This window comes from Methanococcoides burtonii DSM 6242 (genome assembly GCF_000013725.1).
In the GTDB taxonomy this organism is placed as follows: domain Archaea; phylum Halobacteriota; class Methanosarcinia; order Methanosarcinales; family Methanosarcinaceae; genus Methanococcoides; species Methanococcoides burtonii.
On the sequence record NC_007955.1, the window covers coordinates 58,435 to 83,160 of the forward strand.

Consider the following 24,726-nt stretch of genomic DNA (forward strand, 5'->3'; position numbering starts at 1 on the left):
ATATTATTAGTTTTATTTCGTACCCTTATCATCTTTAATGTTCTTTTGGAGTAAAGAGATTATGTCATTCATGGATTTTCTTTATGTACCTGCCTGTAAACCTTCTATAAATTGCTTCGATGGCAAATGCTGAGCAAAGCATAAAGGCCAATATGAAAATATCTTTTGGGGAATTGTTCAAAGTGTACCAGATCAATGTAAACAGTGCAATAGAACAGACAATGATCCCTGTTATTGAAATCCATCTGTAACTTGCTGTCTTCTGATACAGGCAAGCGTTAGAAGCGTTTACAGCTCCAAAGATTAACAAAAATCCAGCGCTTCCCATTATTGAGATACTGGCTAAATTAAATGTATTTGCTACAATCAATGTGAGAGCAGAGGTGATCAATAGGCCTTCAATTGGTCGATTCCATATTTTTTCTTCCAATATTTCAGGCAATTCCCCATCTTTGGCAATAGTAAAGCTCACACGTGAAGCACCATACAAAGTTGCGTTAATAGCTGAAGCTGTAGACAAGAGGGCTGCAACTGCAATAAGGTTGAAACCAAAATTTCCCAAAAAAGGTTTTGCAGCTACAGCAAGAGCATAATCTTTAGCTTGTATTATGGAATCGATTGATACAGTTTCAACGGTAATAAAAGCAATTAATACATAAAGTACAATAACAAAGACAACTGCTGAATAATAGGCGCAAGGAAGTGTTTTTCCAGGATTTTTCACATCCTTTGCGGTGTTTGCTATCAGTTCAAACCCTTCATAAGCCAAAAAAATAATCATACCTCCAGCTACAAGCTGAAGTGGATTAGAACTAATTGTTGGTTGAAACGGCTGGGATTTAACACTCCATATACCTACACCAATGAATATTAACAAAATAGCAACTTTAAAGCCAACAATCCACGTTTCCAATTTTCCAACTACTTTTGCACCAACAATATTCACCACAGTTAATGATACAATAATAATGCTGGTGAGTACATGTCTTAAGACCGCTTGCATCGAATCGGGAAAAAACGTGGAACCATAGCTTCCAAAAGCATAGGCATAAAGCGAGAGCATCACAACATAACTTAACCATAGAAGAATATTTAGCCCTCCTGTAACCAACCCTGAACCAAATGCCTGATTCAAAAATTCGACAGTTCCTCCTTCTGAAGGATATCTAACAGATAGTTTTGCATATGAATATGATGTGATCAATGCGACTATGCCGGCAAGTCCAAATGCAATAGGTGTTCCACCTTTTCCAATCTCAACAGCAAGGCCAAGAACTGCAAAGATACCCCCGCCAACCATACCCCCAATGCCTATAGAAACTGCAGACAAATATCCTATAGATTTCTCAGAAGATACATCATTCATAAGCTAACCTCATCATATAAGCGTTCGAGTCTTTAATATTCTTCTAGAGTATTTTCTATAAGCCCATTCTACAATAAAACATAAAGTTAGGACGACTGCAAATACAATTAACGTTATTATTGAGTGTATAAGTTCATAATATACAAGAATCCCGAAGAAGATGAGGCTACTGAAAAGGGATGCCCATATCAAATAGGGCTTTGCACCAGTTTCCCCGGACAAACGCAGGTGAGCAGTATTAACGGCTATATATATCACTAATAAAGAAGCGCTTGCCAGCATACCAATCCTTTCTAAATTCAGGAGATTTGTGCACAGAATGACCAGACCTGAAGTAATAAAGAGGCTTTCTGTACTTCTTTTCCATACTTTCCTCTCAAAAAATCCGGGCAATTCACCCTCTTTAGCAATCAAGTAACTGACATTTGCACCACCATAAAGAGATGCGTTTATAGCTGAAGAAGTTGATAAAAGAGCAGCTATTGCCATTATTTTGAACCCTATTGGGCCCAAAAAAGGTTTTGCCGCTGCTGCCAGGGCATAGTCCTTGGCAGTGGAGATTTCGGATATGGACAAATTTCCGATTACTGCCAGACTTACGAGAACATAAATGCATATGACAATTAATACGCTCAAGTATAGAGCTTTGGGAAGGGTTTTCCTGGGATCATCCATATCCTCTGCAGCATTGGTTATTAATCCAAAGCCCTGGTAAGCAAGAAATACAATTCCTGCACCATATAATATATTTGGAGTTTTTGGGAAATTCATAACTGCCAGATTCTCAGGCTTTATAAAAAACAGGCCAGCAAGAGCAAAAAGCATGAGAATGCCTACTTTTATTGAAACCATTAAGATTTCCGACCTGCCAACAGCTTTTGCACCTATAAAATTAATAGCTGTAAAAATGACAATTATCGCCGTGGCAATATGATAATGCCATATCAGAAGTATAATAATATGTTGTGTACTCAATATTTTCGAATTGTACATCAGTTGAATCTTCTTCAACTGCTGCTCCCATCCCTATTATACTAATCAATAGAAAGAGTCCTAAAAGTATTTTTAATTTCATAGATTACCTCTTTGATTTATTTCCAGAAAGGCAAAATACGCAAACTTTTCACATAATCAAAGCAAACATAACATTGCCTTTTGGCTTTTGTGGAGTTCAGTTTGTTCAACGCATATTCTAGCTCCACATTACAAATTATTACTAATATACTATATAAATTTTGCGAAGTGACCATACGTTTTTGATAAAAACACACATGAATCGTTTTTTTATTCCGTTAATAAACATATTTTTTTATTTTCGATAACGAAATCAATAAAACTAAAATTTCAATAGTTCTCTAATTTTTACTTAACCCCATAAATCCACATCAAACGGCATATTTAGATATGGTTGAAAATTCCCCTCCATGTTACCTCGACTAGAACTAACTCCAACCCAGTGCATCAAAACTGTTTTACAGCCTCTTCTCGACAATATCCATATTCCAATCAATGGTTCTCTCAATTGCAAAGATCTATTTGCCAGTGTTCTTGGCACAGCAACATGGAATCGTTCAATTCATTCAATTCATTCAATTCATTCAATTCATAAACAGTATCATAAGATTCCTTATGAAACATCAATGAGATACCATTTACAAAAAATCGAGTTGGATCAACTCATTGAACACAATACAAAAATACTCTTACAATCATCACTCGAAACTCTCAAACAAAAGAAAAAGCATGACTTTGCTATTGATTATACTATTGAAAAAGATTAACTTAGGGATATCTTGAGGTTTGTTTCTGGTCAGGTATGCGATACGATTTTAATGATAAAATATATCATAGACGTAATTTGGTTGAAACGATGTTCTCAGTATTGAAAAGAGAATATGGTAAATGTCTTAGAGCAAGGAAATATAGAAACCAGGTGAAAGAAATCAAATTAAAGAACTACTGAATTTAGGTATCTAAATACGATGTTGTTAAATTTATCATATTGTTCAATTGAGCATACGTGTCCACAATGCTCAATTATTTCGACTTGAGAATTGCTTATTTTCTTACTATGCCTCAAAGTGTCTTTCAAAAAAAGATGATCTTCATTTCCTGAAACATATAGGACTTGGATATCTTTGTTTAATTCATCTAACCATGTTAAACTTTTTTTCGTTTGGGGAACAAGATCCACCCATTTACAAAATTCGTCATAGCCTAATTTTTTTGCCTCATTTACAAAGATAGCTCTTGAACGTTTATGATTTTGTTTGGGCATAATTATGTAAGCAAAAAATTTGTAAAGAATCATATAATTGATAATTTTTTTAAATTTTATTGCTAAAAAAAGTAAAAATCTTGTTCTTATGTTGAATTTGATGATACCCCCACCCATTATCAATGAATTTATTTTTTCAGGATAGAGTACAGCAAATCGCAGGCATATCAGTGAACTAAAAGAAAAGCCTACAAAATGAGATGTTTTAATTTTGTAGTGATCTAATGTATTATTTATAAAGATGCATACATTATCAAGGTTAAGTTCTTCATTTATTTTATTTTTGTGCATTTCCAGCACAAGCAGATTATAATGTTTTGAAAAGAATTCTATTTGTTTCTTCCAGGTTCTTGCACTGCCTCCAAAACCATGAATAAAAGTAATCCACTCAACAGAATCACCCGTATAGTAAACTTCGGCATCAAACCTTTTTTCTTCTGCCATCGGTTATTCCTTTCTTAAATGCAAGGTACTTCAAAAATTTAGGGAAGTTTTTTTGGTTATGCTCTGGCATTTTTTTGAATAGTTCATCGGCCTTTTCCCCCCATTCTTCAGCCCTTTCAAAACTTTTCTTTGCAAGATCCTCAGGTGATTCCGGATTGGACAAATGGGTCGATCTCGCATCCCCTTCATTAACCACATCAATAATTGCCTGAGGATTATCTATTAACGGACAGGGTCTTAATGGGTTTTGTGAAAATGGTTGTGCAGCCCTGAATGCAGTGAAAAATTTAGACCTGAGAGCTTCAGCAAGTGATACTTCGTGTATGTTTGAATCTGAATAGTGACAAAATGCACAGGGTTCAACGTCCCCTTTAGCATTAATGTGAACAAAACCAATGCCTGCAGCAAGGCAACCAAACGCTAAGTGACCATTATTCCAAAAATCAATAATTACATAGTCGTGTTTTACGCAGTAATCCCTGATCTTTTCCTGGACATATGCTCTTTGTTCGGCAGTACATACCAAAGAAGTATCCGCAGTACTTCCCACTGGAATATATTGAAATAACCACCCAAACCAGGCACCTTTTTCGCGCATATAATCAAGAAATTCATCACTAGCTATGGTTTTGTAGTTTTTAGAATGATAGCAAGCTGAAAAAGCAAATGCAATCTCTCTGGACTTCAAAATATCCATAGATCTGATCGCTTTATCATAAACACCCGCCCCTCTTCTAAAATCATTCTCTTCTTTCGTCCCTTCAATACTTATAAAAACATTTAAATTCCCTAATTTAGCCATTTCATCGGCAAATTCTTCATCGATCAAAGTGGCATTCGTAAATGCTCCGAATGTCATTTTGTCATGTTTTTTGCATAATTTAAGGATATCTTCTTTCCTTAGTAGAGGTTCGCCACCTGTCATTAAGCAATCCATTATCCCTAAATTTTCAGCTTGATCTAATATATCATCAAACTTTTTATATGAAATATTATGGCCACTTTCGTAATCTTGGGACCAGCAACCCTTACACTTCAAATTGCAGTCACTGGTTGGATCAACAAGAAGAACTCTTGGAATAGAACTTTTATTTTTAAATCCATTATATAGCTCTTTTAAGGTAACGAAATTGCCCATGGTCAAATGAGTCGTTAGCCTTTTCGCTAAAAAGAATTGCTTACACCTATAGATGTAAGCTTTGTGATGCGGAAATGGAGGAATTTCTTCCTTTTTTCCATTTACCATTAAATGTTTCAGTTGCACTCCTCCAATCCTTACTTTTCAGTTACAGAGACTTTCTGAGGAATAACTCCATCAAAAACAAATTCACCATTTGAATTCGATGTTAAACTATTGATCTCAAGACCCGGAACAACCGTATAAATTCTAGGGAAGTAATCTTCCATTACACTTACGCTTTCGTCAGACATGTATTTAGTTGGAAGCGAAGCAGGTCCAAGCTTGAATGATTCCGGTTGTGCACTCAATTGGTTATTTGTAATGCTAATCTGTCCTTTGCTATAGATATTTAAGGTATTTGGTAACGGAATAGGGACATCATCTACAACATCTGAATATAGATCAGCTTTAAGCCTTTTTATATCAGCCGTACTCGATCCTTCCATAGTCCCATCAGGTGAAACTTTTACTTGCAGATCATCAAACCACCAAAATGCAGGTGCGATCTCATTTAGCAGAGCTGTTGATTCCTCTGCAGTTAAAGTAAATTCTTTTCTTTCATATTCTGAGAATTCAAAATTATAATCATTAATTGATTCTTTTGGCGCATTTTTTTTATGTTCTTCTAATGCTTCACCAGTTAACCCATTATATTCTATTTCCATACCAGTTTTTTCCAAAGCACTCAGATAATCCTCGTGGGTATATTCAACCCCCAGATCTTTAGGACTGATCAATGAAAAACTTGCATATACTGAAAATGCGCTACCTATTATCAAGATAAAAACCACTGCAACTAAATACTTTAGTTTACCCTTTCCTTCACTCATTATATCACCTACCCATTATTCTACTTCAGTCATAACTATTTTATTTCTATGCTACTTAAGTTAGTGACTCTACATTATAACTTAAGTATAATTGGAATCGTATTTATTTTCTACTATAATTTAAAAAAGTATAATAGTATACCGAATAATAGAATATGTCATTATATTGATTAAAACGTTCAATAATCCAAAAATAGATACGAAACCCTGCTTTTGGCCATAAATTTAACTTGAAATTACGAATTTTTATTTAGAATTGATCTTTTGTTAGTGAAGAATGAAATGTAAATATTGGAAACGAAATACAATAATATTTTTAAATTTGATTATTGTCCAAATATTGAGGATTTTTACAGAGCCAGAATTTTGTAAGGGAAGATCCACTATATAAATTTATCGTCAATGTGGAGTTGTCTACAAGTACAGAGCTGAAACATAGAATCTATAAATAAATGAAAATAGATACTAAATATAGATGGATCAAAATGACTGTGAACAAAAAAAGCTGAGACTTTTTCCTTTACTTCTTATCAGCTTCATCGATGCCCTTGGCTTTGGTATAGTCATTCCATTTCTTGTCTTTCTAGTGGATCAATTTGGGGGAAATGCCATTGTTTACGGATTCATCGGTGCCATGTATCCGGCTTTCCAGCTAATAGGGGCTCCCATACTGGGACGCTGGTCTGACATTCACGGAAGAAAGAAGATCTTGTTCATAACACAAGCAGGAACACTATTGTCCTGGATAATATTTCTGTTCGCAGTTTTCACTCCTTTGAAAACCCTTATTGAGGTGGATTCCGCAGTCCTTGGGACATTTATCATCACAATTCCACTTCTCATCCTTTTCATAGCAAGGAGCTTTGACGGGCTTACAGGAGGAAATATAGCCGTAGCAAATGCCTACCTTGCCGACATAACTGAAGAAAAGGACCGAAACAAGAACTTTGGGAAAATGTCTATTTCCACAAATCTTGGATTCATAATCGGCCCGGGCCTTGCAGGGCTGCTTAGCATAACAATCTATAAGGAACTGATTCCAGTACTTGCTGCTGCCCTCATATCCCTGGTAGGAACTATTGTAATACTGCTATATCTACCGGAATCAAGGCAATGTAAAATACGAACGACAAAGAAGATCAGTTTCAGAGAAGTGATAGGAATAAAGAACATACCATACATGTTGCTCTTATATTTCCTGATATTTTTTGGATTTAATATATTCTATACAGCATTTCCGCTTCATGCCATAAGATCCCTTCAATGGACCGTTGCTGAAATGGGGATATATTTCTCAGTACTTGGGATACTGATGATAATAGTACAGGGACCCATACTTAGCCGAGCGGTGAAGAAGTATTCAGATGTTCACCTTGCCATAGCCGGAAGTGTTGTACTTGGTACAAATTTGTCCTACTTGCATCAGGGAACGTTGCCCTTACATATCTTGCAGCTGCATTCTTTGCACTTGGTAACGGCATCATGTGGCCTTCGATCCTGTCCATAATCTCAAAAATTGCCGGAGAAAATAATCAGGGTGCAGTACAGGGATTTGCCAGCAGTTTTTCAAGCCTTGCCAGTATATTAGGACTGATCTTAGGAGGATTCTTCTACGAAATATTTGGTGGAAGGGCTTTCATAGTAGCTGCAGTGATCATTTACACCGTTGTTCCTGCTGTCCTTCAGAATGCTTTCCTTTGAAAAGAAAATACAGGACGAGACAGAAAGATAAACAAGGAAAGTTAAAATGATAAAGAAGGAACGAATGAATCATTCCGCTTTAATCATCTTCAGCTCATCTAGTACTTCCATTGCATGCCCTTTAGCCTTGACCTTATCCCATACCTTCGCGAGATTCCCTTCAGGATCGATTAGGAAGGTTGTCCTGACAGTACCCATATATTCCTTACCTGCCATCTTCTTCTGGTGCCACACATCATAGCTTTGCTGTAACTCAGTACCCTCATCTGAAAGAAGGGTAATTCCAAGTTCTTTCTTCTCAATGAACTTCTTGTGTGATGCCTGGCTGTCCTTACTGACACCAAGTATAAATGCACCTTCTTTCTCGAAATCATCTTTGAGCTTAGTAAATTCCATGGCCTCTATGCTGCATCCTGATGTGTTATCACGTGGGTAAAAATAAAGAACTACCCATTTTCCTTTAAGATCATTTAAAGTTACATCATTGCCTTCAGAATCCGGTAGACAAAGATTAGGGGCTTTTTCCCCTGCAGAAAGTGATGTTTTAGCCATTTTTGCACCTCACATTTATTTTAGACATCCCGCTACAAAAAACCATCTACGAATAAAATGATCCATCTATAAGATATGATTCACATCAGCCCTTTCTTAAAGAATCCACAGGGTCAAGCTTTGAAGCTTTATTTGCAGGATAGACACCTGCGATCAGCCCTACACCAACTGCTATTCCAACGCCCAGAACAAAAAGGTACATGGGGAAAATATAAGGCAGACCAAGGATGGTCACTGCAGCATAAGAGCCGACCAAGCCCAGAAAAGTTCCCAAGATCCCCCCTATAAGCCCGAGTATTATTGATTCTGTGATAAAAAGGGAAAGTATATTTGACCTCGTAAAACCCAATGACCTTAACAGACCGATCTCTTTCGTCCTTTCGGTAACTGTCACAAGCATAATGTTCATGATCCCAATGGAACCGACTATCAATGAGATAAGTGCAACTGAGATAAAAAGAGAGGTAAGACCAGTTGAGAGCTCATCAAGCTGATCAAGAATGTCAGCCTGATTGAATATAGTATAAGGTTTTACATCCTCATTATCAAGCTCCCTTTCAGAAACTCCCAGGCTTCTGGCGATCTTCTTATCGATCTCATCAGAAACAGGACGTACCGACTCAGCATCTTCAACTGTTATTGAAAATCCTCCATAATCCTCAATTCCCAGCATCTCGTTCATCGTATTTATGGGAATGAATATCCTTACATCGGATTCAGCACCGGTCTGTATAAAAGTAGTATCGGGGCTATCAATGATACCAATTACTTTGAAACTGTGTTCTACAGGTGTACCATCCCTGCGTATGAACTCAATATCGATAGAATTGCGATATGATATCTTCTGGTCGAATTTTTCGTATGCAACATCTGAACCCAATACAGCAGCATACTTATCCTGATCCGAAAAGAAATTCCCAGCCTCCAACTGTATATTGCCGATCTTTTCATAATCGGCCGAGCTCCCTTGTATATCGATCTGTCTGATAGTACTGATATAAGTAACACCCGCCAACTGCTGCCGGATAGGTGAAACACCTTCGACCTTTGGAGTGTTCCTTATAGCTTCAAGCTGATTGTCATAGAATAGATTGATGTCCTCATTATAGATGACAATGAAGTTCGAGCCCTGAGACCCAAGCTCATCAACAAAGAACTGATTAAAACTTGCACCAAGAGATACATTTGCAACAACAGCAGCTATCCCTATGATTATACCAAGAGTTGTTAATGCCGATCGCAGCTTGTAGCTACTGATACTACCGATTGATAGATGCAGAGCCTGTGAAAACTTCAGCATACCGGACCACCTTTTTCATTCATAGGTCAATGATTCCCCCGGATCCATTTTAGCCGCTTTATTGGCAGGATACACACCTGCTGCGACCCCAACAAAAAGTGCGATCCCAAATCCCAGGAAGACAAGAGATATCGGGAAGACGAACGGCACATCTATGTACTGATTTACGAAGTAAGAAGCTATAAATCCCAGGATAACACCAAAGATACCACCTAAAAAACCAATAATGGCTGCCTCTACAACAAAAAGCGTTAGAATATCCCTGTAAGTGAATCCCAGAGACTTAAGGATACCAATCTCTTTTGTCCTTTCAGTGACCGTGACGAGCATGATATTAGTGATACCAATGGAACCAACAAGAAGGGCTATCAGTGCAATAACTGTCAATATCGAGGTTAGTGCAGTGGATATCTGATTGAGCTGTTCAAGAATGTCCTGCTGGCTAAAGATCACATAGGGTTTAGTGTCCTCATTATCGATATCACGACTGGGCACACCAACAGATCTTGCAAGGTTCTCATCGACCTCATCGGTAACAGATTCCAGTACTTCAAGACTTTCAGCCTTTATGAAGAAACCACCAATATCGCTCACACCCTGCATCTCCTGCATCACACCAAGAGGAATGAACACCCTGACCCTTGGGTCTACCTCGGGAGAAATAAAAGTAGCATCAGGGTCCTGAACGATCCCCTTCACAGTGAACTTACGGGTGCTTACGCCACCCTCGATATTATTAATGGAAATATTGATGGAGTTCTTTACAGAAAGGTTCCTTTCAAATTTATCATATGCTATATCCGAACCTATCACAGCAACGAACTGGTCCTGATCGGTCAGGAACTGACCCTTCTCCATGACAATGTTTCCGACTTCCTCATATTCGGAACTGACACCATTTATTGTAGCACTCCGACTCGAAGATTGGTACGTGAGAGTACCTATTTGTCCATTGACAGGAGACACCGCCTCAACGCCCTGAGTATTCCTTACAACTTCAAGCTGGTTATCAGTGAATACATTGTTCTTTTGCGTGAAAACAACAATGAAATTAGAGCCTACAGCTCCAATGTCATCTTCAAAGTTCTGGCTAAAACCCACACCCAATGAAATGTTCACAATGACAGCAGCCACACCTATGATAATACCAAGTGTGGTCAAGGCAGAGCGTATCTTAGCACTACGTATGCTTCCAAGTGCGATCTTCACAGCGTGTGAGAACTTTACCATGATCTCAGCTTTCCATTGATATCCTTAGACCTTTCTTGCGGTACAAGTAATAAGCAGCAACTACAATGAGAACTCCAGCCAACAGGACAATAAGTGTAGTGTGATCATTGTCCTCATCCACATGTTTCAATGTAAGGACACGTGTCACGACAACTTCATCGTGTTCATTCAGACCATTCCTGTAATTCGTATTGATAGTAAGGTTCACCGGACCGGTCTTATCAGGGTCTTCTGCCTGTGCTTCGATCTCAATGGTAAAAAGTTCATCCGAGTCCATTGAGCCAACAAAATATTCCTGCGGAAGGAAGTCCACACCATCTGCTTCAAGTTCTACAAGCACAGAAGATAGTGCATTTGGATGGATGTTCGCAACATCGAACTCCAGGTTCGCCTTTCCATTCTCCAGAACAAGGGGCATGGAGGGAATTACCTTCACAGACGCGGATTCCACAACAACAGGTACCATCCAGTTGTTATTAAAAGAGTGAGAGTTACCTATCATGACAAGATCAAGGAAATAAGTACCATCTTCTATGGAATCACTTACCTTGATATTATAAGTAACCTGCACGAAATCTCCCGGTCCAAGCACACCCTTGCCTTCATAAGGTTGACTTGTAACAGTGATCATATCAGTACCTGTTAGTGTTGCGGATTGTACCCTTGCAAAAGTATCGTAGTTCACATCATCAATAAGGATCGTACTCTGTTGAGCAGTATTTGTCAGGGTAAAGCTAACACTACCCTCATCACCGGGCATAAATACCTCAGGTGAAGCGATTATATTCGAGAGTGCAACAGTACCTTTGCTATCAAAAGTGGTGGAGCCTACTTTGATATTAAAAGTGCTTTCTTGCCAGGAGGATTCATCACTTGAACGATACAATATGTCAAAACTTCCTGTACCTGCCTTTGCGCCATCGTCCACATAAAGACGATATGCATGGATAGCAGCCCTGTCAGGAGGTAATATGCCGAAATTTTCCATGGCATTGCTTTCTGAATCCAGTGATAAAGGATAATCAGGTTCGATCTTTATTGTAACATCTTCAGCAGTCCCGGATGCAAAATTTTCAACTTTTATCCATACATCCACGTAAGCACCTATTTCTGCAGGATAAGGATCGTACCTCAAGAGGTCTGCCCTTAATGTACTGCTGGAAGAGGCTGCACCGGCAAGTATGGGAGCTAAAGCAACAAAAAATACCATTAACAATACCAGAATTCCGATTGGTCTTTTATAGTTTTTCACAATATACTCCACCTTTCTATCAATTAGTAACATCAATACGGTCTTCGATATATCCGTCTTTCAGGTTTATCACCCTGTCAGCATATACTTTTGCAAGATTAGGATCATGTGTGATCATTATAACAGTACGCCCTTTTTTGTTGAGTTCGGTGAACAGGTCCATGATTTCTTTACCGGTTTTTGAATCAAGGTTTCCGGTAGGCTCATCCGCCAGTATCAGAGAGGGATCATTTATCAGCGAACGTGCAACAGCCACTCTCTGAGATTGACCACCTGAAAGTTCAGTTGGACGGTAATTAATTCGGTCTTCCAACCCCACCAATTCCAGAAGCTCTTTTGCACGTTTTCGAGTATCAACACCTGGCCTGCTATTGGCATAGGTCGGAAGTTCTACATTCTCAAGTGCTGTCAGCCTCGGAACAAGATTGAAGCTCTGGAACACAAAACCAATTTCCAGCCCCCGGAGTCTTGCCAGTTCGTCATCAGAAATTGTGCTCACATCAGTTCCCATTAATGAAACGCTACCACATGTAGGCCGGTCCAGACAACCTATCAGGTTCATAAGTGTACTTTTACCTGAACCCGAAGGACCCATTATGGCTACAAATTCTCCTTTTTTAACAACCAGGTTCACATTTTTAAGAACCGGGACCATCATATCACCTACCTGATAAGAACGACAAACGTCATTCGCTCTTACAACAGCAGGATCATCATTTTCCGGGTTCTCTATAGTTTTCAAACAGTCACCTCTAAAGGACCATAAATAGCTCAATGTTTTCTACGATTAATATAACATAACTAAAATATAAACAGGGATTACACACACCAATAACTTAATAGAAATATTGAGTCTATGCATATTTAAGAGTTAGCATATATCGTGAAAATTACCCCCGGAGTAGTCATTTTAATGACATCTACAAAGCCGAACCTTTATTAACCCAAAAGACCAACATTTAACAGCAAATTCCGTCAACAGTAATGGAGATCAACTATGGGGATAATCGACAAGAATCAAAACATCATAAGCGAAATAATTGGATTCGTATTCTTACTTTCTGCTTTGAACAATCTATTTGGAATTGGCATACCCTACATTTCGAACAGCAACATAACATCTTTCCAGTCGTTCATCCTGATGATACTTGGTATCTACCTTATGGGATACAAAAGGATCCCAAGGGAGCTTGCACCCAGATTAAAAAAACAGTGAACGGTCCTTTGTTATCCTTTAGTCCAACGGACCTCTATTATAAATAAACAAAAGGCAGGGAACTTATTTCCTGCCAATGAAAAAATAAGCTACTGCACCAAAGGTTCCGAAGAAAAGTGCAAGCATCGCCCCACCAAATAAATTGATGTTTTAGCAAAAGGTCACATGTTGCTAAAAATTAGTGCCATATTCTTTCTTTAAGGACCCTTACTTTTCTGCAAATTTCACACTACGCAATTTTTGAAAAAGAATATTAACTATCATATACAAATTATCAATACAGAATGGAGGGATGAACTTGTCAAATAATAAGTTAGAACGTATTCATTCGGATAGTTCATCGACTTGTAAACTATGCCAGGTAGAAATGGAAAGTATCCATGAACGTTTAGAATGAAAATAGAATAAGTAGGCATTCTGGACACACCCAGACACTCATTCTCAGTTCATTTCCCAGTACGTATGAACTCAGGAAAAACAAAGATATTCATTGGACACAGAGTTCAATACAACGATGCCCGTGGCCCCACCAAAGTGAAGAAGTATTCAACAGCTCTTTGGGGTGTCTATATCCTCGAAGCAGTTCTTACTAAACTATAGATCAGACATCAAGATCGCAGTACGGGGATTTGGAAATGTAGGCAAGAATGCAGCCCGTCTTCTTTATGAAAAGGGATACAAAGTTTGTGCGATCAGTGATTCAAACAGTGGAATATTCTGTGGAAAATGACTTGAGATCCCAGCTGTTGTCGAACACAAAGCCAAGACAAGTCGCTTGGTGGATTATCCTGATGCAATCGAAATAACCAACAAATAATTGATCACTTCGGATTGTACCGTACTTATTCCAGCAGCACTTTCAGGTCAGATCGATCTTGAAAACGAAACAGCATTAAAGCAAAAATAATCCTTGAACTTGCAAATGCACCCACCTCGATCGAAGCAAGCCAGATCCTGCTCGGGCGTTCCATACTGGTATGTTGTTGTTAGTTATTTTGAATGGATACAGAACCTCAATCAGGATTACTGGGAAGAAGAGAAAATAATCGAAAAGTTGAGACACAAGATGATGACAGCTTTTGAAAAAGTATATCCAATATATTGCGAAGAAAAAGGCAGTATGAGAAGAACAGCACTACAACTTGCCATTAAAAGGATACTGGAAGCTGAAAGATTGCGCGGCACTCTTTAATGATTGCACAAGTATTAAATAATTGCAATTATGATGATGAGTATAATTATATATAGATTCCAAATAATAGAATAAATAAATAAATAAATAAACAAATAAACAAATAAAATTAAAACTGGGAACAAAATTGAACTATTTCGAAAATATGCCCATCCGAAAACGACTGATCATTTACATCGTTATTGGAACATTTCTTGTGCTCATAGCATCAAGTTCACTTATTATATCAGCTTCAACAGCTCAACACGAAGAGTATGCATATTTAAATTCTGTAGAGACAGCAAAAAAATATGCCAATCAGTTCAACAGTGATATGATAAGAAGCCATAGCATTGGGAAAACAATCGCTTATTCAATGACAGTTGATACGGAGCGAGACAGAGATAAAGCAAATATGGTCCTTCGGGAAATTCTTGTTCAGAACCCGGAACTTATTGGAACATATGCCTGTTTTGAACCCAATGCATTCGATGGGAAAGATATAGAATATGCCAACACTTCTGCTCATGATTCCACAGGCAGATTTATCCCATACTGGAACAAATTAAATGGTTCCTTAACATTAGATCCTTTGCAGGACTACGAAGAATTTGATTATTACGCATTACCAAAATCATTAAAGACCGATGTGATCACTGAACCTTACTGGTACGATGATCAAATAATCATTAGCTACTCAACACCCATATTCTCTGATGACGAGTTCATAGGGATAAGTGGAGTTGATGTATCACTGAACTATCTTGACAATATCGTTAGCGACATCACCATATTTGATTCGGGTTATGCTTTTCTTAGCAGCAACAAAGGGGTGATATTGACACACCCTACCGAGAAGGTTTGGATAGGTAACAACTCCCTGTGCGAATTCGATGGCAATGTCTATGAAATGTCAAAAGATATCGAAGACGGTAAAAGTGGACACATCGAGACAATTGATTCTACTACTGGAAAAGAAGTGGTCATTTATTATGAACCATTGACAGAAGGAAACTATTCATTCGTACTTGTAGTCCCTAAAAATGAAATGCTTGCGGGAGTTGTTTCTTTAAGGAATGAACTTGCATTATTCTCAGCGCTCGCAATTATGTTTATGGGAATTGTCGCGTTCCTAACCGCCAATACGATAAACAGAAGGATCGAAGATATTGTAGATGACTTCGAACAAATATCAGATTCTGCATTGAATGGGAACCTAAAAGTCAGAGCAAATACAAAGATAGGGATCGATCTCAAAAGGATCCCAATTGGCCTGAACGAACTCCTTCGCAATCTTGAAAAGTCACACGAACTTAATGAAGAGATGAACAACATCATAGAACATAGCCCGGTAACTGTGTTCAAGTGGAAAAATGAAAAAGGCTGGCCTGTGGAGCTTGTTTCTGAGAATATAACTCAATTCGGCTACAATGCTGATGATTTTCTCTCAAAACAAATGGATTATGCAGACATAATCCATCCTGATGATGTAGGCCGTGTAGAAGACAGACTTGGAGAAAGTCTGAAAAGGCATGTTCCAAATTTCATCAGCCAATACAGGATAATATCTAAATCAGGAGAGATATTCTGGGTCGAGGAACAGACTCTTTCCCATGCCGATCAAAACGGTGATACAAAATACCTGCACGGAATAATCGTTAACATAACTAAAAGGAAAAAAGCAGAAGACATGGTAATTCAGGCTAAACTGGATGCTGAAGCCACAAACAGAACAAAAAGTGAATTCCTTGCTAACATGAGCCACGAGCTAAGGACACCCTTGAACTCTATCATCGGTTTTTCGGAACTTCTTCTAGAAAAGACCATCGGAGACATTAATAATAAACAAGAAAGATACATCAGTAATATCCTGACTGGTGGTCAGCACCTGTTAAGCCTTATCAATGAGATTCTCGACATCTCAAAAGTAGAGTCCGGAAAGATGGAACTACATTATGACGAGTTTGCGATAAGTAGCATGATATCAGATATAGTGATACTATTGAACCCACTTGCAATAACTAATAGGATTGAAATAATCACAGATATCGATAAAAGGCTTTCATTGATCAATGCAGACAAAATCAAAATAAAGCAGATACTATACAACTTATTAAGTAACGCTATTAAATTCACTAATGAGAATGGTACCATTTCCATAGAAGCGATCTTTGATGACAAACTTATGCAAATATGCATAAAGGATAATGGAATTGGAATCGAAAAGGAAAACATCGAAAAACTTTTTCAACCATTCCAGCAGATAGATTCCGCGGCTTCAAGAAAATACCAGGGCACCGGACTGGGACTTGCTCTTGTCAAGAACTTTGTTGAAATGCACGGAGGAAATATATGGGTAGATAGTGAAATGGGCAAAGGAAGTGCATTCACATTCACCATTCCAATAAATGGGATAGAAGGACGGAATAATGAACAGTAATGATAATTTGTATTGTATTCATTGCAAATAAATGAGCATATACCTGAAACAAGACAACTTGTTGACCATTAGCCGTACATACTACAATTATCAAAAGTGTTTAAGGACCTTGCAACCGGAATGATGGTCTTCATCATTCCACTGTATGTTGCGAACATAGATCATTTTATCCTTCAAGACATGCCTATAGTACTCTCAGGAATAATCGTCTGGATGGCTTTGAGGAAAATGGAAAAAACGAAGTCATAACAAGTCGATATTCGTTTTCAAATTGACTTTGAAATTTATCTGCAACTTTACATAAAAGAGAACAATATCAAGTTCGATGATATCAAGATCTTCGAGAATATCATCGACTTTAACCAGACACCCTTGAAATATCATCAATTGAAGGGCATCTTTACAACTGTCCCATACCCTGTGAACATCAGGGAGATATTATTTCTTTGCTACAACGGTAATCCAATTGTCCTCAGGAACCTCATCAATCTCAACAGCTAAAAACCCTGCACTATTGAGGGCTTTCCTATATTCTTCAGCAGAATAGATGTTCATTCCTTTTGCAGTATTATAAGGAGTATTACGCTCAGCAAAAAGTTCATGGTCGTACATTTCATTGACGATCAGAAGCGTACCACCTTTTTTGAGAACACGCTTGATCTCCCTTAGACCTTCCTCAAGGTCCGGCCAGAAATAGCAGGTTTCAAATGCGGTCACAAGATCAAATTTATCATACGGGAACGGTAGTTCTGAGACCGAGGACTCCATGATGGTCACACGTCCAATGCCTATTTCCTTACTGTTGTATTCAGTAGCAAGATCCACCATATCCTGTGAATGATCGACACCATAGATCTTGCCCTTTTCTGCAAGTTCTGCAAGGATGCTGACAGCACGACCGCCGCCACATCCAACATCAAGTATGCTGGAGTCAGGTTCAACACTAACATGATTGAGTCCCCATCCCCATAGCTTAAAATGATGTTCGTTCATTTTCAGACCAATCTCCTTGCCTTCTTCCCCTGTTGGCCTGGAATGTATCCTGACCGTTTCCTTAACATTCATTTTTAACACTCCTAAAGTAACATTATTAACCGGAATTATATTTGTAAACACATCAATTATTAAATGGAATTGTATTCTTCAGTGCATAAAGGAACCATTCCCTTATAGAATAGTTCCCTTCCCTCATAACCAAATACTAAAGGACATACTTGCACCCCTGCATTTACAGCATCCTTGAACACTTCTGCAAAATCAGGATCAATACTCGCATTCGCTTTAAAACATAAAGCATCTTTTCGGAGAATGATGATCAGTATAAGTGCCTCAGATCCACTTTCCAATGCCTTCTTCAACTCCCCCACATGCCTTTTCCCTCTTGTAGTGGGAGCATCAGGAAAAGTGGCAGTATTACCATAGATAAGTGTACACCCTTTTACTTCCACCCATAGTTCAGTATCACTTTTCTTCAACAAAAAATCCAGACGACTATCTCCAAACTTCTGTTCAGGTATGACCTCAAGTACATTCTCAAAACAAGAACACACCTTATTTGCTATTGCCCATTCGGCGATTCTGCGATGAAATATGGAATTTATCAATATCCACCCATCATCAGCCTTTGCAGCAATTACATCCCACCCTGTTTTACGTTTGGGGTTGGTAGCTTTTCTCAAAAGAAGCCTGTTCCCGGGATAAAGTAGATCCTCAAGTCTGCCAGGATCATGAATATGAACTTTCTCCTGAAAGGGTCCAGAAGATGTAGATTCATCCATTTCCACGATGCCAAGAAACCTGTTAGGTCTTGACAGAAGTGTAGCTTCAATATCCCATGGGATCTCCATTACCAGATCATTGCGAACCATCAAAGGACACCTTAAATGATAAGAAAAAAGTTATCGATCATCAGCCACGACACCACCAACAACACCACCAATGATACCAAAGATCGCAGTATAGATTATGATGCCAATTGTAATAATAATACCCGAACCTGCTAAAATTGTACCAATTACTGGTATTTCAGACATTAAGGCAACAAAAACACCTGAGAGCAGAACTCCAGGTACAGCAAATAACAAGGTCATAAGCAATCCAACCTTGACACCGCCAATACTACCTTCTTTTGCCACATATCCTCCAAAAAACGGCGAGAGTGCATTTAAGACCGGTACCATGTAAAGAACTAAAGTACAGATAGATCTTATAAGAGCTCCTTTAATAATGTTCATTCAGACACCTTGTTCTATTATTAAGATTAATGGAATTGTAGCTACCTATATTGACATCATATTTACATTGTAGCCCTATTCTAAAAAAAGGAAAATACAACAAGATTGAACTGTGTACATAGCCGTTTTGTATAATATATAAAGTTTACAGCGTTAACGTATATATATAATGGGCATTGGTATTTAAGTAGAGTTTATATAGTATCAGGGCCTATGTTTGTGCATGAACTGTCCCAGGTGCAAGAGCTCAAATCATAAAAAGAACGGTAAAATCGATGGACGCCAACGCTACAAATGCCATGATTGTGGGTATAGCTATTCAGTAGAGATTAAATCAACTGCTAGTCCCATGTCTGTTAAACGGCAGGCTTTACAACTCTATCTCGAAGGATTAGGATTTCGTTCAATTGGACGTTTTTTAGGAGTTAGCCACGTTTCTGTCCAAAAATGGATAAAGAAGTTTGGTCGTGAATTAGAGGATCTAAAGAGCGAAAATGAAATATCGATTGTTGAATTAGATGAAATGCACACTTATATTGGGAACAAAAAAAATATTGTTGGATCTGGATTGCTGTTGATAGAGATGGAAAAAGGTTCATCGACTGCTCTTTTGGTAGCAGGGGAACGGAAACAGGACTAAAACTCTGGAAAAAATTAAAGGGGAAGGAGATTGGAGAAGTGATGACTGATCACTGGAGGGCATATGCAGAGTTTGTTCCAGAGAAAATTCACACTCAATCCAAAGCTGAAACATATACTGTTGAAGGATATAACAGCATATTCAGGCACTTTCTGGCAAGATTGAGAAGAAAGTCAAAGTGTTATACTAAGAGTCTTGAAATGTTGAAGTACTCTGTTCTTCTTTTGATGAAGTACAGAAATAAAGAATTAGCGATGTTTAATTAACAATGCCATATAATGAAATCGTAGCCTGAAATCACTAAGAAGTACTATGCTTTTAGCCAAACTCTATTTGGATACACTTTTTAGGAAAAACGAATGTACCACCACCACCACTTTGAACCCGATGCTGGGCTCAGCTCAGTGTCGGGGTCCCCCATTGTTTAGAGATATAATTGTCATGAAAGGACAAATGTGATGTGTTTTTACTGAAATGTACTATTGACTTACACGAATACATTTCATAAAAATATAGAATCAATTAATAAGAGATGAAATACATATCAAACACTACTGCTTTATGAAATTGAAAGAATTAATCGAATTATTTGTTGTATATACAACAGATACATATACGTTAATTAAATTCACATCACACCTTCTAAACGACCTGAGCTGCCCAAAGAATATAAGCTTAAAAAACTAATCTATTGTCCATGAAGAAGCAGATAGATAAAGATTATCACCTTCACATTTTCCATGCTAAACAGTGTGATCCGAAAAAATGTACCGGGAAAAAGATGGCGCGTTTTGAACTTGCCCGCATCTTCGACAAAGTACAGAAAATCCCTCGCGGCTCTATTTTACTAGACCCTATGGCAAAGCAGGCATTGTCCCCTGCAGACAAGCACGAACAGAACATCACCGTACTGGATTGCTCCTGGGAGACAGTAGAAGAAGTATTCCCACATCTTATGAGATTACATCTGCAACATCGTGCCCTTCCCTACCTCGTAGCTACTAATCCAGTCAATTTCGGAAGACCTTTCAAGCTCACATCAGTGGAAGCATTTGCAGCAGCACTTTACATCCTGGGTAACAAAAAGCAGGCTGAAAAGATACTGTCAAAGTTCAACTGGGGACATGTGTTCCTTGATATGAACAAAGAGCCACTTGAAGATTATTCAAAAGCTAAGGACAGTAATGAGATCATAAAGATACAAAGCGAATACATGTGAAAACACAGAAAATGATTGCTTTCATTAGCAATTAGCCTTTTTTTACCGAGATAATAATCCTTTAATAGTATAGTGAAGATATTTTCTATAGGATGGTGTGTTACTTAGCATCATTTTTTGACCGACATAGACTGTGGAGGGATATAATGGCAGATATGGAGATAGACACCCGAGGGGAAACCTGCCCCGTACCTCTTGTAGAATGTCGAAAGGCATTGAGAAAGGCATCAGAGGGTGATGAAGTAACTATTCTTGGAACACATCCGGCTTCAAAGAAAGAAATTCCTATGGCTTGCAAGGCACTTGGACTGGAAGTCATCGATATAGAAGAAGACGGTAAAGAGTGGAAGATAAAAATACGAAAATGAAGGAGGAGTATACTCGACCGATAAAGCTGTCATAATAGTCCATAGTGGGGATATGGATAAACTTTACAGTGCCCTTATTGTGGGAAATGGAGCACTGGCGATGGGAATGGATGTTTCCATGTACTTTACTTTCTGGGGACTTCAAAGATTGAAGAAGGGCGGGCTTGAAAAAGGTCCATTGTCCAAGATGCATATGCTGGGACTTGGAAAATGGATGATCAAGAAACGGATGAAACAAGCCAATGTTGCATCCCTTGAAAGGCTGATGAACGACTACAAGGAACTTGGAGGAAAGATCCTGGCCTGTGAGATGACAATGGAGATCATGGGAGTAAAGGCAGATGAGCTTCGCAGCGAATGGATAGATGAATATGGCGCAGTTGGCACTTACATAAACGAAGCAAGAGATGCACAGATAACACTTTTCATTTAAATAAATTTAAGGAATGGGAGATCAAATGACAGAATATCGATGTAACGTATGTAATGTTTTTGAATACGATGATGCGGAAGGAAATACTGAACTGGGAATTGTCCCGGGAACAAAACCGGAAGATTTCCCTGATGACTGGAAATGTCCTATCTGTGGTGCAGACAAGACCCACCAAATGCCAGTATGATAGATTGAAAATAATTAAAGGAATGTGCCGTGAAAATGACGGAATACCGCTGCAATGTCTGTAATGTCTTTGAGTACGATGATACAAGGGGGGACTCGAACACAGAAATGAAACCGGGAACTAAACCGGAAGATTTTCCTGATGACTGGAGATGTCCGATTTGTGGTGCTGACAAGAACCACCAGATGCCAGCCGAGAAGAAAGAAGTTGAACATGTGACATCAAAAGAGATCGTTACATGTGTTAAATGTGGCACCAAGAGTAAAATAACTGTTTCTGCCCTTGAGGATGCGGATGTTAAAAGCTATCTTGGAGAATGGAAGCGAACAAAGGATGAGTTCGAGACATTCATGGAGGATATCCACAAGATATCGATCACAGGGGAATCGATAATTGAACCCATGAGAACAAAGCAGGATGTGATATCCTGGAATGATATACTCATAAAAAGTGCACAACTTGCCAAAATGCCTCTGAACGAAGATGTGACAGTGAACACCACTACCACTATCGGACCACATGCGAAATATCCCCTTGTCATTGAAACACCTGTATTCATCACACACATGTCCTTCGGTGCTCTCTCAAAAGAAGTGAAACAGGCACTTTCAAAGGGAAGCGCAGCTGTAAGAACAGCAATGTGCTCAGGGGAAGGCGGGATCCTGAAAGAGAATATGGAAACTGCATACAAGTATATTTTCGAGTATGTTCCGAACAAATACAGTGTGACGGAAGAGAACCTTAAGAAAGTAGATGCTATCGAAATAAAAATAGGCCAATCTGCCAAACCCGGAATGGGAGGACATCTACCTGCCGAAAAAGTAACTTCCGAACTGGCGGAGATCAGAGGATTTCCCGAAAGTACTGACATTGTAAGCCCCGCTAACTTTGACGACATCAGGAACAAGGATGATCTGAAGAAGAAAGTGGAATGGCTAAGGGAAACTTCCGGCGGCAAACCTATCGGAATTAAGATCGCAGCCGGGAACATTGAAGCTGACCTTGAAGTTGCTATTTATGCAAAACCCGATTTCATCACCATTGATGGCAGGCCAGGAGCGACTGCAGCGGCATTGAAGTTTGTCAAGAACTCTACATCCATCCCAACTATTTTCGCACTCTGGCGTGCAAGGAGATACCTGGATGAGAAAGGGATCAAGGATATCTCATTGATCATAACCGGCGGTTTCAGGATCTCACCTGATTATGCAAAGGCCCTTGCATTGGGAGCAGATGCCATAGCAATTGGCACAGCCGCACTTATGGCATGTGCATGCCAGCAATACCGGCTGTGTGATACGGGGAAATGCCCGGTAGGAGTAACAACGCAGGACCCGGAACTTCGATCAAGGCTCAAGATCGACATTTCTGCGAAAAAACTGGAAAATTTCCTGAAGGTCTCTACAAAGGAACTTGAAGCATTCGCAAGACTGACAGGAAATGATGATGTTCATAAACTTGGTGTAAAAGACCTTTGTACGACAAATTCGGAGATATCGGGCCATACCGAAATAGAACACGTCTAAAGAGGAGTTTAAAGACCGTTATGGGAGGGAGCCATATCCGATCAGAAAGAGACACATTGGGGGAAATTGAGGTTCCTGAAGACGTATATTACGGACCTCAGACAGTACGGACAATTAATAATTTCAAAATAAGCAGACAGAGGCTACCATCTTCTTTTATCAGAGCACAGGCAGCCATCAAACTGGCTTCAGCACGTGCCAATCTTGAAGCCGGTAAACTTGAACCGGAGATAGCTAAAGCAATAATATCAGCAGCTTCCGAAGTAAGAGAAGGAAATCTACGCACAGGAAAAGCTTGATACAAGTCTGACATTCCGATATGCATGCAGAGGTGCTGTCTGTGGTAGCTGCGGTATGCTGATCAATCGAATTCCAAGGCTTGCCTGTAAAATGCAGATATCTGAGATGAGAAAGGAGCCAACAAATGAAGAGAATCTGGAAGTTCTTATCACTAACAAAAGAACGGAGCTAGACAATAGTGTCATCCTGATAGAACCATTGCCTACCCTGAGAGTTATAAGAGACCTTGTGGTAGATATGGAACCTTTCTATTCACTGGTTGAAGATATAAAACCCTGGCTTGAGATGAAGGAAAATGTACCGGAAAAAGAGAATCTTATAGACAGGGATACTCAGGTAAAGATAGAGCAATATACCAATTGTATCCTATGTGCACTCTGCCATGGCTCATGTCCGGTCGCAGCTAAGGATAAACAGTATTATGGTCCTGCTGCACTCGCAAAAGCATGGAGGTTCTATCTTGATCCAAGGGAGAAAGAGGAAAGTAAACAGGAATGCATTGCCATAGTTGACTCAGAATCAGGAGTGGGGGGTGTGATACCGAATACAAATGTGTTGCTGTTTGTCCAAAAAAGGTCGCACCGACCCTTGCAATAAATGAACTACGAGACAGGATCAAGGATAAAAGGGATGATGTGATAGAATAAAAAGATGTGAACCCTTTTGACTCCATGAATGGAACATAAAGGACAACAAGGTATAAATAGATATTAAATTCAATATACCAAGAGGCTTCAAGATATATGTATATATATGCATATATACATTAATGTTGAGACACAAACCTTTTTATGATATAAAGATTTTCAACTACTATTATTTCCTTGATACCATTATAATATACTGCAACATAATTGTA

Annotated in this window: 28 protein-coding genes and 4 pseudogenes; 18 read left to right on the forward strand and 14 right to left on the reverse strand. The window is 38.8% G+C overall.

Features of this window, described 5'->3' with window-relative positions; genetic code table 11:
• Nucleotides 1-64: 64 nt before the first annotated feature.
• From MBUR_RS00355 to MBUR_RS14230, 3 genes are read right to left on the reverse strand one after another with little or no spacing between them, the layout of a single operon-like run.
• Nucleotides 65-1,366: an APC family permease gene (locus MBUR_RS00355; protein WP_011498254.1), complete on the reverse strand. Its 1,302-nt coding sequence runs from the start codon at nt 1,364-1,366 to the stop codon at nt 65-67.
• 12 nt (nt 1,367-1,378) lie between these two features.
• Nucleotides 1,379-2,341, reverse strand: coding sequence for an APC family permease (locus tag MBUR_RS00360; protein WP_232222170.1), 963 nt, complete (start codon nt 2,339-2,341; stop codon nt 1,379-1,381).
• A complete protein-coding gene (locus MBUR_RS14230) occupies nt 2,259-2,441 on the reverse strand; it encodes a hypothetical protein (protein ID WP_232222177.1) in 183 nt (60 codons plus the stop codon). The genes MBUR_RS00360 and MBUR_RS14230 overlap by 83 nt, the downstream gene beginning before the upstream one ends.
• 349 nt (nt 2,442-2,790) lie before the next feature.
• Between MBUR_RS14230 and MBUR_RS14235 the strand changes: the two are divergent.
• Both MBUR_RS14235 and MBUR_RS13645 read left to right on the forward strand, forming a co-directional pair.
• Nucleotides 2,791-3,132: pseudogene (locus tag MBUR_RS14235) on the forward strand (ISH3 family transposase); the annotation flags it as partial.
• Between the two features lie 50 nt (nt 3,133-3,182).
• Nucleotides 3,183-3,320 (forward strand): annotated as a pseudogene (locus MBUR_RS13645) (IS4/IS5 family transposase); the annotation flags it as partial.
• Here MBUR_RS13645 and MBUR_RS00370 read toward each other — a convergent pair.
• From MBUR_RS00370 to MBUR_RS00380, 3 genes are read right to left on the reverse strand one after another with little or no spacing between them, the layout of a single operon-like run.
• The gene (locus tag MBUR_RS00370) at nt 3,315-4,088 is read right to left on the reverse strand and encodes an alpha/beta fold hydrolase (RefSeq protein WP_011498257.1); all 774 of its coding nucleotides are present in this window, start codon (nt 4,086-4,088) and stop codon (nt 3,315-3,317) included. The pseudogene MBUR_RS13645 and the gene MBUR_RS00370 overlap by 6 nt on opposite strands.
• Nucleotides 4,066-5,334 (reverse strand): radical SAM protein, encoded by a 1,269-nt coding sequence (locus MBUR_RS00375; RefSeq protein ID WP_011498258.1) that lies wholly within the window; start codon nt 5,332-5,334, stop codon nt 4,066-4,068. The genes MBUR_RS00370 and MBUR_RS00375 overlap by 23 nt, the downstream gene beginning before the upstream one ends.
• Before the next feature lie 29 nt (nt 5,335-5,363).
• Nucleotides 5,364-6,098: a hypothetical protein gene (locus tag MBUR_RS00380; protein WP_011498259.1), complete on the reverse strand. Its 735-nt coding sequence runs from the start codon at nt 6,096-6,098 to the stop codon at nt 5,364-5,366.
• A gap of 475 nt (nt 6,099-6,573) precedes the next feature.
• Here MBUR_RS00380 and MBUR_RS00385 point away from each other — a divergent pair, with 475 nt between their 5' ends.
• Both MBUR_RS00385 and MBUR_RS14590 read left to right on the forward strand, forming a co-directional pair.
• Nucleotides 6,574-7,605, forward strand: coding sequence for an MFS transporter (locus tag MBUR_RS00385; RefSeq protein ID WP_011498260.1), 1,032 nt, complete (start codon nt 6,574-6,576; stop codon nt 7,603-7,605).
• Nucleotides 7,554-7,799, forward strand: a pseudogene (locus tag MBUR_RS14590) (MFS transporter); the annotation flags it as partial. The gene MBUR_RS00385 and the pseudogene MBUR_RS14590, both read left to right, overlap by 52 nt.
• Before the next feature lie 69 nt (nt 7,800-7,868).
• On the opposite strand, the gene bcp reads toward MBUR_RS14590, so the two are convergent.
• The 5 genes from bcp to MBUR_RS00410 all read right to left on the reverse strand — a co-directional run bounded on the left by bcp (nt 7,869) and on the right by MBUR_RS00410 (nt 12,875).
• Nucleotides 7,869-8,351, reverse strand: coding sequence for a thioredoxin-dependent thiol peroxidase (bcp, locus tag MBUR_RS00390; RefSeq protein WP_011498262.1), 483 nt, complete (start codon nt 8,349-8,351; stop codon nt 7,869-7,871).
• Between the two features lie 85 nt (nt 8,352-8,436).
• Nucleotides 8,437-9,651, reverse strand: a complete 1,215-nt coding sequence (locus MBUR_RS00395; protein ID WP_011498263.1) for an ABC transporter permease — start codon at nt 9,649-9,651, stop codon at nt 8,437-8,439.
• 15 nt (nt 9,652-9,666) lie between these two features.
• A complete protein-coding gene (locus MBUR_RS00400) occupies nt 9,667-10,881 on the reverse strand; it encodes an ABC transporter permease (protein ID WP_011498264.1) in 1,215 nt (404 codons plus the stop codon).
• Between the two features lie 4 nt (nt 10,882-10,885).
• Nucleotides 10,886-12,133 carry a COG1361 S-layer family protein gene (locus MBUR_RS00405; protein WP_011498265.1) on the reverse strand — a complete coding sequence of 416 codons (1,248 nt, stop codon included), beginning with the start codon at nt 12,131-12,133 and terminating at the stop codon, nt 10,886-10,888.
• Nucleotides 12,134-12,152: 19 nt separating this feature from the next.
• On the reverse strand, nt 12,153-12,875 hold the full coding sequence (locus MBUR_RS00410; RefSeq protein WP_011498266.1) for an ABC transporter ATP-binding protein: 723 nt from the start codon (nt 12,873-12,875) through the stop codon (nt 12,153-12,155).
• Nucleotides 12,876-13,130: 255 nt separating this feature from the next.
• Between MBUR_RS00410 and MBUR_RS00415 the strand changes: the two genes are divergently transcribed.
• The 6 genes from MBUR_RS00415 (at nt 13,131) to MBUR_RS14015 (ending at nt 17,209) form a co-directional block, all read left to right on the forward strand.
• A complete protein-coding gene (locus MBUR_RS00415) occupies nt 13,131-13,349 on the forward strand; it encodes a hypothetical protein (RefSeq protein ID WP_048063108.1) in 219 nt (72 codons plus the stop codon).
• Between the two features lie 417 nt (nt 13,350-13,766).
• Nucleotides 13,767-13,949: a Glu/Leu/Phe/Val dehydrogenase dimerization domain-containing protein gene (locus tag MBUR_RS13220; protein WP_269479048.1), complete on the forward strand. Its 183-nt coding sequence runs from the start codon at nt 13,767-13,769 to the stop codon at nt 13,947-13,949.
• A complete protein-coding gene (locus MBUR_RS14665; protein ID WP_198003759.1) occupies nt 13,912-14,079 on the forward strand; it encodes a hypothetical protein in 168 nt (55 codons plus the stop codon). Before MBUR_RS13220 ends, MBUR_RS14665 begins: the two co-directional genes overlap by 38 nt.
• A 192-nt stretch (nt 14,080-14,271) precedes the next feature.
• Complete coding sequence (locus MBUR_RS12730; protein ID WP_052286161.1) at nt 14,272-14,541, forward strand: hypothetical protein; 270 nt, start codon at nt 14,272-14,274, stop codon at nt 14,539-14,541.
• A gap of 127 nt (nt 14,542-14,668) precedes the next feature.
• Nucleotides 14,669-16,960 carry an ATP-binding protein gene (locus tag MBUR_RS00425; RefSeq protein ID WP_011498267.1) on the forward strand — a complete coding sequence of 764 codons (2,292 nt, stop codon included), beginning with the start codon at nt 14,669-14,671 and terminating at the stop codon, nt 16,958-16,960.
• A gap of 96 nt (nt 16,961-17,056) precedes the next feature.
• The gene (locus MBUR_RS14015; protein WP_198003761.1) at nt 17,057-17,209 is read left to right on the forward strand and encodes a hypothetical protein; all 153 of its coding nucleotides are present in this window, start codon (nt 17,057-17,059) and stop codon (nt 17,207-17,209) included.
• A 189-nt stretch (nt 17,210-17,398) separates the two neighbouring features.
• Here MBUR_RS14015 and MBUR_RS00430 read toward each other — a convergent pair whose 3' ends face one another.
• The 3 genes from MBUR_RS00430 to MBUR_RS00440 are packed head-to-tail and all read right to left on the reverse strand — an operon-like array spanning nt 17,399 to nt 19,194.
• On the reverse strand, nt 17,399-18,025 hold the full coding sequence (locus MBUR_RS00430; protein WP_011498268.1) for a class I SAM-dependent methyltransferase: 627 nt from the start codon (nt 18,023-18,025) through the stop codon (nt 17,399-17,401).
• 59 nt (nt 18,026-18,084) lie between these two features.
• Entirely contained in the window at nt 18,085-18,828 is a 744-nt protein-coding gene (gene sfsA, locus MBUR_RS00435) for a DNA/RNA nuclease SfsA (RefSeq protein WP_011498269.1), read from the reverse strand.
• 30 nt (nt 18,829-18,858) lie between these two features.
• Nucleotides 18,859-19,194: a DUF5518 domain-containing protein gene (locus MBUR_RS00440; RefSeq protein WP_011498270.1), complete on the reverse strand. Its 336-nt coding sequence runs from the start codon at nt 19,192-19,194 to the stop codon at nt 18,859-18,861.
• Between the two features lie 223 nt (nt 19,195-19,417).
• Here MBUR_RS00440 and MBUR_RS13230 point away from each other — a divergent pair.
• From MBUR_RS13230 to MBUR_RS00485, 8 genes and pseudogenes are all read left to right on the forward strand, one after another.
• A protein-coding gene (locus tag MBUR_RS13230; RefSeq protein WP_076611659.1) for an IS1-like element ISMbu3 family transposase occupies nt 19,418-20,100 on the forward strand; the annotation gives its coding sequence in 2 pieces (ribosomal slippage) (nt 19,418-19,738 and nt 19,741-20,100; 681 coding nt in all).
• A gap of 431 nt (nt 20,101-20,531) precedes the next feature.
• The gene (locus tag MBUR_RS00455; RefSeq protein ID WP_011498271.1) at nt 20,532-21,053 is read left to right on the forward strand and encodes a DUF367 family protein; all 522 of its coding nucleotides are present in this window, start codon (nt 20,532-20,534) and stop codon (nt 21,051-21,053) included.
• Nucleotides 21,054-21,199: 146 nt separating this feature from the next.
• Nucleotides 21,200-21,421 carry a sulfurtransferase TusA family protein gene (locus MBUR_RS00460; RefSeq protein WP_011498272.1) on the forward strand — a complete coding sequence of 74 codons (222 nt, stop codon included), beginning with the start codon at nt 21,200-21,202 and terminating at the stop codon, nt 21,419-21,421.
• Between the two features lie 19 nt (nt 21,422-21,440).
• A pseudogene (locus tag MBUR_RS00465) lies at nt 21,441-21,854 on the forward strand (DsrE/DsrF/DrsH-like family protein); the annotation flags it as partial.
• A gap of 25 nt (nt 21,855-21,879) precedes the next feature.
• Nucleotides 21,880-22,041 (forward strand): rubredoxin, encoded by a 162-nt coding sequence (locus MBUR_RS00470; protein ID WP_011498274.1) that lies wholly within the window; start codon nt 21,880-21,882, stop codon nt 22,039-22,041.
• Between the two features lie 35 nt (nt 22,042-22,076).
• Nucleotides 22,077-23,567: a glutamate synthase-related protein gene (locus MBUR_RS00475; protein WP_011498275.1), complete on the forward strand. Its 1,491-nt coding sequence runs from the start codon at nt 22,077-22,079 to the stop codon at nt 23,565-23,567.
• Between the two features lie 56 nt (nt 23,568-23,623).
• Nucleotides 23,624-23,866, forward strand: coding sequence for a lyase family protein (locus MBUR_RS00480; protein WP_232221919.1), 243 nt, complete (start codon nt 23,624-23,626; stop codon nt 23,864-23,866).
• 7 nt (nt 23,867-23,873) lie between these two features.
• Complete coding sequence (locus MBUR_RS00485) at nt 23,874-24,464, forward strand: succinate dehydrogenase/fumarate reductase iron-sulfur subunit (RefSeq protein WP_232222171.1); 591 nt, start codon at nt 23,874-23,876, stop codon at nt 24,462-24,464.
• The last annotated feature ends 262 nt before the right edge of the window (nt 24,465-24,726 follow it).